Source organism: Bradyrhizobium sp. Ken01 (assembly GCF_055807355.1).
The window spans coordinates 1-397 of the sequence record NZ_JBVVPC010000163.1 but is presented as its reverse complement, the minus strand read 5'-3'; the positions used below and the strand labels follow the sequence as shown (position 1 = coordinate 397).

General features: G+C 56.9%; 1 pseudogene. It reads right to left on the bottom strand.

Annotated features, from left to right (window positions below):
- Positions 1 to 213: 213 nt before the first annotated feature.
- Positions 214 to 397, bottom strand: a pseudogene (locus AC0L3S_RS39190) (hypothetical protein); the annotation flags it as partial.

The window sequence follows — 397 nt, the reverse complement described above, 5'->3', positions numbered from 1 at the left end:
GCGACGAGCGCGAGGGAATGCGGGCCAGTTCGCCGGAAGAACCTTGCGCTCCCTAGTACTGTTTCGGTCATCACATCCCCTCCCGCAATGCGAGTTGAACTGGCGTTTCCTCCGACGTCTGTGTCAAGCCAAGTCTCACTTGGGTGCCAGTGGCTCTGGAGACGTTGATCCAATGGACTTACCGGCTCTTATCCTGTCACTGTTGACTTGCTGCTATCGCGGGACATTCGAAGCTTGCCGTTCCTGTGCTTCGTAGTATTCGGCCGAAAACTTGATCGACCACCGGGAGAAGAACGAACGCAATTTCTGCGTGGGTCCTTCCACGCCAAGATGTTCGGCCACGTGCGCGTTGTGAAGCCATCCAGCGAGCGACGCAAAACAGGCTGAGCGCATCAAC